This window comes from Streptomyces hirsutus, from assembly GCF_001418415.1.
In the GTDB taxonomy this organism is placed as follows: Bacteria; Actinomycetota; Actinomycetes; order Streptomycetales; family Streptomycetaceae; genus Streptomyces; species Streptomyces hirsutus.
In genome coordinates this window covers 1-6538 of the sequence record NZ_LIQT01000560.1, presented here as the reverse complement: position 1 = coordinate 6538, position 6538 = coordinate 1, and the positions used below count along the sequence as shown (strand labels likewise).

7 protein-coding genes and 1 pseudogene are annotated in these 6538 nt (G+C 73.7%); 6 read left to right on the top strand and 2 right to left on the bottom strand.

The window, feature by feature from the left end; all coding sequences use genetic code 11:
- Nucleotides 1-54: 54 nt before the first annotated feature.
- The gene (locus AOK11_RS34355) at nt 55-657 is read right to left on the bottom strand and encodes a 2-oxo-4-hydroxy-4-carboxy-5-ureidoimidazoline decarboxylase (protein ID WP_240497603.1); all 603 of its coding nucleotides are present in this window, start codon (nt 655-657) and stop codon (nt 55-57) included.
- 284 nt (nt 658-941) lie between these two features.
- On the opposite strand from AOK11_RS34355, the gene AOK11_RS34350 reads away from it, so the two are divergent.
- The 3 genes from AOK11_RS34350 to AOK11_RS34340 all read left to right on the top strand — a co-directional run.
- The coding region (locus AOK11_RS34350; protein WP_240497602.1) for a beta-N-acetylhexosaminidase at nt 942-2457 on the top strand (1516 nt) is incomplete at its 5' end.
- Between the two features lie 149 nt (nt 2458-2606).
- Entirely contained in the window at nt 2607-3200 is a 594-nt protein-coding gene (locus AOK11_RS34345) for a hypothetical protein (RefSeq protein WP_055597575.1), read from the top strand.
- A gap of 106 nt (nt 3201-3306) precedes the next feature.
- Complete coding sequence (locus AOK11_RS34340; protein ID WP_055597574.1) at nt 3307-3894, top strand: hypothetical protein; 588 nt, start codon at nt 3307-3309, stop codon at nt 3892-3894.
- A 60-nt stretch (nt 3895-3954) separates the two neighbouring features.
- Here the strand turns inward: AOK11_RS34340 and AOK11_RS34335 are convergent, their stop codons facing one another.
- Entirely contained in the window at nt 3955-4449 is a 495-nt protein-coding gene (locus AOK11_RS34335) for a DUF1877 family protein (RefSeq protein WP_055597577.1), read from the bottom strand.
- Nucleotides 4450-4638: 189 nt separating this feature from the next.
- Here AOK11_RS34335 and AOK11_RS34330 point away from each other — a divergent pair, with 189 nt between their 5' ends.
- From AOK11_RS34330 to AOK11_RS34320, 3 genes and pseudogenes are all read left to right on the top strand, one after another.
- The gene (locus tag AOK11_RS34330; RefSeq protein WP_055597573.1) at nt 4639-5058 is read left to right on the top strand and encodes a hypothetical protein; all 420 of its coding nucleotides are present in this window, start codon (nt 4639-4641) and stop codon (nt 5056-5058) included.
- Between the two features lie 164 nt (nt 5059-5222).
- Complete coding sequence (locus tag AOK11_RS34325; protein WP_055597572.1) at nt 5223-5840, top strand: RNA polymerase sigma factor; 618 nt, start codon at nt 5223-5225, stop codon at nt 5838-5840.
- Nucleotides 5841-6021: 181 nt separating this feature from the next.
- Nucleotides 6022-6538, top strand: a pseudogene (locus tag AOK11_RS34320) (hypothetical protein); the annotation flags it as partial.

Here is a 6538-nt window from a genome sequence, read left to right as displayed (position 1 = left end):
AGATGTGGATACGAGACAGGCTCCGGGCGGGTGCCGCGGTCCGTCGGTGGCCCGTCAGCGGTCCGTCGGCGGCCCGTCGTGCGCGAGGAGGGTGGCCAGGCGGCCCCGGGCCAGGCGCCGGAGTTCCTCCGCTGCCACCAGGCGTTCCTCCTCGGGATCGTTGGCCAATCGTGACCGGATGCCTTCGAGTACGTGGTCCAGGACCTCGTCCGGCTTCAGACCGTCGACGCAAATGACGAACGGATGTCCGAAACGGCTCTCATAGGCCACATTGGCCGCGTTCAGGGCCGTATGGGCGGCGGAGTAGGCGTCCGCCGGGAGGCCGGGGAGGGCTTCCGCGACCAGCGCGTCGGCGCGGTCCGTGCGGGGCAGGTCGTAGGTCGCCTCGTCCGCCGCCGCCAGGAGGGCTTCCAGGTCCGGGTACGGGCGATGGGCCGCGACGCGCACGGCCCAGCGGGGGCTGTGCAGGCAGGCCAGCAGGGCGCGCTCGGCGTCCTCGGTGGCCGCGGCGTTGAAGCGGTCCAGTCCGGACGGGGTGCCGGGCGTGTCGGGCGCCCCGGGTGCTCCGGGGGTGCCGCGCGACTGTTCGGGTACGGCGACCCGGTCGGCGAGGTGCGGGAGACGGTGCGCAGGCAGCGTGGGTCCTCGGAGCGTCACGTGTGTGTCCGGCGTGGGGGAAGGGGTGGGGGGTGAGTGGCAGATGGTGTGAGAGTTGTGCCGACACGCTATCGAGTGAGTCCGTGACGTGTCCGATCGATAGTCGAGATTCACCCGGACGGGAGAGTTTCGGAACAGCCCGTCGACGCCCGTCATCCGGATGGGCCGTAGGTTGGGTGTGTGAGTCAGCACAGGCAGCACAGGCGTCGGCCGTCCGCGCACCAGGTGAGACAGCGGCGGATGCTGGTCGTGGCCCTCGCGGCGTCCTCGGTGGTCGTGGCGNNCGACGACGGCGGCCCGGCCGCCTCCCGCTCCGGGGACACGGCGGGTTCGCCGCCGTCCGGGGAGTCCGAGCCGAGCCCCACCCGTTCCTACCCCTTGTCCCGGGCGCCCCGGACCATCCCCGCCGTCCGTGACCACAGTGCCGAGCGCGGCCCCGGCTGGCGGCCCGAGCGCGGTCACCGGGTGGTCGTCGGCGATCCGGCCCTGGCGGACGAGGGCCGCCTCGTGGCCGGCGAGCTGGGCCTGGCGTACGCGGGGGAGAAGAACGACGAGCGCGCCGGGGACCTGCGCCTGGAGCTGAACAAGGGCAAGGGCGCGAACCCCGAGTCGTACACGATGACCGTGCGGGGCGGGCGGGTGACCGTCAGCGCCCCCGCCGAGGCGGGCGTCTTCTACGGCACCCGCACCCTCAAGCAGCAGATCCGCGGCGCCGGGACCGCCCCCGAGGGGGTCGTGCGCGACGAGCCCGCCAAGCAGCGGCGCGGGATGATGCTGGACATCGCGCGCAAGCACTTCACCGCCGACTGGATCGAGGACCGGGTCCGTGAACTCGGCGACCTGAAGTTCAACGAACTGGGTCTGCACTTCTCCGACGACCAGAGCTTCCGTATCGAGTCCGACTCGCACCCGGAGGTCGTGGCCGACCAGCATCTGACCAAGGCGCAGGTCAAGCGGATCGTCGACCTCGCCGCGAGCCGGCACATCACCGTCGTGCCCGAGATCGACTCGCCCGGACACCTCGGCGCCGTCCTCGCCGCCCACCCCGGCCTCCAGCTGCGCAACGCGGGCGGCGGGGCCGTGCGCGGGGCGATCGACATCTCCGATCCCGCGTCCGCGGAGATCGTCGACGAGCTGCTGAACGAGTACGCGGGGCTGTTCCCCGGCTCGCAGTGGCACCTCGGCGCCGACGAGTACCAGGCGCTGGTGGTGCCCGATCCCGAGGCGTCGTTCCCGGGACTCGCCGCCGCCGCGCGGAAGAAGCACGGCTCCGGCGCCACCGTCGAGGACCTGGCCACGAGCTGGCTCAACGACCGCGCCGACACCGTCCGCGCCCACGGACGCACGCTCCGCGCCTGGAACGACGGCTTCTTCGAGGGCAGTTCGGTGCGGGCCGCGAAGGACATCCAGGTCGCCTACTGGACCGGCAAGGAGATCGGCGCCCGGCAGCCGGCGGACTATCTGGGCGAGGGCCGCGAGGTCCTCAACTACAACGACGAGTTCCTCTACTACGTGCTGGGCGAGCCGAACGAATTCGTCTACCCGACGGGGGAGCGGATCTACGAGCAGTGGACGCCGCGCGTACTGCGCGGCACCACCGCCGTGCCCTCCCGGTACGACGGCCAGATCCTCGGCGGGTCCTTCGCCATCTGGTGCGACCTGTCCGGTTCGCAGAATGAGGACCAGGTCGCGGCCGGGATCAGGATGCCGCTGCGGGCGACCGTGCAGAAGCTCTGGGACCCGGCCGAACCGGCGCTGTCCTGGGCGGAGTTCCGGAGCCTGGCGGACGAGGTGGACTGAGCCGGACCGAGTGCGGCGGTTTCGGTGGACTTCGGTGGGTTCCGGAGGGGTTTCGCGGGATGGATCACGTCATATTCCTGCGAACCCCCGTACGACTGTGGTGGTCTTCTGACGAGCCGAAACCGATACACCGGGGGGAATGCCGGCACATGGGCTACTGGGGGTATTTCGTCGTGGGCCGTGACGAGCGGCCGCTTGCCGAACGGGACGCGCTGGCCGGCGCCCGGGGGATGACCCTGCGCACGTCGGCCCCGGGCGGATGGCAGGTCTGGGAGTACCCGAGCGGCGACGGCGGCATAGGGAACATGAACGACCTCGCCAGGGAGACCGGCGCACCCGCGCTGTTCGGCTACGTGATGGACAGCGCCTGCGTGGTGGTGGAGGCGGCGGCACCGGAGAGCGGCGCCTGGACGACCTGCCTGGCGCGGTCCGCGATGGCCGGCTACCTCGGCGCCCCGGCGGCGGACGGCACCGACGGGGCGGACGGCGTCGAGGGCGCGGAGGGCGTGGTGCAGAACGGGCTCACGCTGGAGGACTACTTCCTGGAGCCCCGGGACGCCGCCGACCGGGCCGTCGAGTGGGCCGCCGAGGCCGGACACGCCGTGTCCGTGGCGGAACTGGTCGAGGTGCTGACCGCCGACCCCGGTCCTTCCCCACTCCCGGCTCCGCTCGAGCGGGGGCATCTCCTGGCCGAAAACTTATTCTTCAGACTGCTCGACCGGCTCGGCGTCGTCCCCCTGTGACATTCCCGGCCCGTCGCACGCAGTAAGGGAAAGTGCGGCCTCCGTATCGGTGAGGTCCGTGAAGGGCCTCTTCAGAGGCCTGCGAAGCCCCGCTGAGGAGACGTGGATGAGCTTGGTGGAACTGATCGCGCAGGCCGACGAGCGAGGGCTGGCCGCGAGCGGGATGGCTTGTTTGGATCGCTGCGTACCGTTGCTGGGCGGTGACGACGAGACGCTGCGCCCCCTGTGGGGGAGCCTCGCCGAGGACGCCGCCGCCGAGGAGTGGGCCGAGCGGCTGGAGCAGATCCGCGGCAAGCTCGACGCGGCGCACGGCGCGGACGGCACGCGCGGCGCCGAGGTGGCGGCGGAGCTCGCGTACCGGATGCTCACCACCGCCCCGGCGGAGCGATCCACCGCCGTACTGCGCGGGTGGGCCCAGGCCTGCTCGGTCACCGCACTGCGGGTCCACCGCATCCTGGACGGCGGCGACCCCGCCGAGGACGCGACGGACGCGGTCGAGGCGGCCCGCGAGGGCCGGACGGAGGGTCTGCCGCTGTCGCCGCTCTGCAGCGCCGAGCTGCGCCGCCAGATCACCGTCCTGGAGGTTCTGGCCGGTCACGGCCCGGCCGGGCTGCGGCGCGCGCTGGAGGTCTCCACGGAGGGCCGGCGCGTCCTGGTCGCGGCCCTCTCCCGCCGCAACCGCAGGGACGGCTGACGGGGCGGGACACGTGACCGGGGCGGGACGAGGGGACGGGCCGGGACGGCTGCCGCCGGGTCAGAGGAGCAACCACTTCACCACCGCCTCGCGCTGCTGCGCCGCGCGCGTGTAGAACGCGGTCAGGTCGCGGTGGGCCGCCGCGAAGACGCCGCGTATCTGCGGCTCCATGTCCGGGTCGCCTTGGCGCGGGACGATCCGGCCACGGGCCCGCCGCCACAGCGCGTCGAAGTCGGCGGTCCTCAGGAAGCCGGCGACCCGGCCGGCCTGCGCCGCGGTGAGCAACAGGAACGGCGGCCGGTCGGGACCGGGCGGGGAGACCGGCCGGCCACCGAGCACGACGTGCGCGGGCGGTCCGTCCGGCGTGTGCCGCGGGAGAGCGCCCGCGTAGAGGAACTCGTGGTCGAGGTAGCCCTTGTCGAGGACCTCCTCGCGGTGCCGGCCGATGCGTTCGCGCACGGTGTCCCAGTCGTCCTCGAACAGCCGCAGCAGCCAGGCAGGGCTGTTGCGCAGGGCCGGGGGCGGCACGGCGCGGAAGTGGAAGTACGTACTCATCGAAGACATGAGCGCGGCCGGGACCCGATCCGTCACCCCGACGCCGACCGGCCCGCCCCCACGGCCGCTCCTGTGACCGTGCTGCGGCGGATCCGGGGCGGTTCTGCGCCGGTTGCCCGCGACCGCGCACATCCGGGTGACAGAACCGCGGGCCGGAGCGCTCCATCGAGTGTGACGACTGCGACGACTGTGACGACTGAGACCGCGACGACGGGGACCGCGGCGACCCGGCAGGAGCCCCGTCCCCCGGCCGCGACGAAGCCCGTGCGGTGGGCGGCGGACACCGTGACGGCGATGCGCGAAGGGGCGCGGCTGCGCCTCGACTACTCGGCGCGCAGTCTGTGGAGCGCCGACCGCGCCATCGAGGACATACGCCGGGAGGCGGCCCCGTACGCCGCCGTGGAGACGGTGCTGCGCGGGTTCGGCGCCTACGCCGGCGAGGTGATCGTGCGTCGGACCGGCGGCGAGTGGTGGGCCTCCGGCGGCGAGTACTGGGTCCGTACCCCCGACGGCCGCCTCTGGGACCCGATGGAGGAGGCCCGCCGCTGCTACACGGCCGATGGATCCCTGCGCCTGCTGTGCCGGGACGCGTCGAGCGGAGACCGCTGAGGTGACGGGCGGCGCCCGGGCCCGGTCGAACGGCACCCACGGAGCAACTGACGAGCTGTGACACTTTCGTGGCGCCGGACGCTGATGACCTTGGGGCCGTGGGCACGACCCGACGTGGCGCGCCGGACGGCTGCGCCACGGACCGGTACGGACGAGGACAGTTCTTGGGCAAGGGAGGGCAACCCCGCCGCGCACAGGCGCACGACGGGGAACTGGGCGCGGCCGTCGCGCGGGCCCAGGACGGTGACGAGGCCGCCTTCGCCGTGGCCTACCGGCTCGTGCAGCCCCGGCTTCTCGGCTACGTACGCGGACTGGTCGGCGACGACGCGGAGGACGTGACCTCGGACGCCTGGCTGGAGATAGCCCGCGACCTCGGCCGGTTCAAGGGCGACGGAGCGGGGTTCCGGGGCTGGACGGCGACCATCGCCCGGCACCGGGCACTGGACCACCTGCGCCGGCAACGGGCGCGGCCGCGGCCCTCGACGCTGGAACAGGACGTGCTGGACCTCCCCGGCCCGCAGAGCACGCACGACCAGGCGCTGGAGGCCATCTCCACCGAGCGCGCCCTGGAACTGGTCGCCGGGCTGCCCCGGGACCAGGCCGAGGCCGTACTGCTGCGGGTGGTCGTCGGCCTCGACGGCCCCGCCGCCGCCCGCGTTCTCGGCAAGCGGCCGGGCGCGGTCCGGACGGCCGCGTACCGAGGGCTGAAACGCCTGGCCAGGCAGCTGAACGGCGAAAGTGTGACGGATGCGGCCTCCCGGACGCTGGGTGAGTCGAAGTGACCGGTGACCGGGACGGCGCGTGACGGCAGGCGGGGCCGCCCGGCGACGCACGGCCGGCCCGGCGGTCTGAACAGACCGGACGTACGGAACGTATGCGTCGGTCGGGCGAGGGTGCCCGGCCGGGCGCACGGACCGGGTGGATCGAACGGATTGAACGGCTCGAGCGGGGACGGATACGGACATGGGTGAACGGAGGGACGACGGCGGGACACCCGGCCGTCGGCGTGTGCACCCCGAGGCCGCGTCGCAGGGCCACCGCGCGGACCTGCGGGGCCGTCCCGGTTCCGGTTCCACCGCTGCCTCCGCCTCCGCCTCCACCTCCGCCGCTGCACCTGCCTCCGACCGGCATCCTGCCCGTGACGCCGTCGGCATCGAGGCCCTGCTCGCCGAAGCCCTGATCGAGGACGGTGTCGACGCCGGGGCCGAACAGCGGGCCGTGGCCGCGTTCCGGGAGGCGCGGGAGACGGGCGCGCATCGCGCCCGCACCCGGCGCCGCGACGACTGGCGCCCCCGGGAACCGCGCCTCGGCCGCTTCTCGGTGAAGGCCACCCTCTCCGTCCTGGTCGCCGGCCTCAGCCTGGGCGGGGTCGCCGTCGCGGGGATGGGGGCGACCGGGACGGCGACGGACGGTTCCCGGGAGGGAGGGGCCCGTCCGCCGGTCCCGGCCGTCACCTCCGCCCCGGCCGTCACCTCCACCC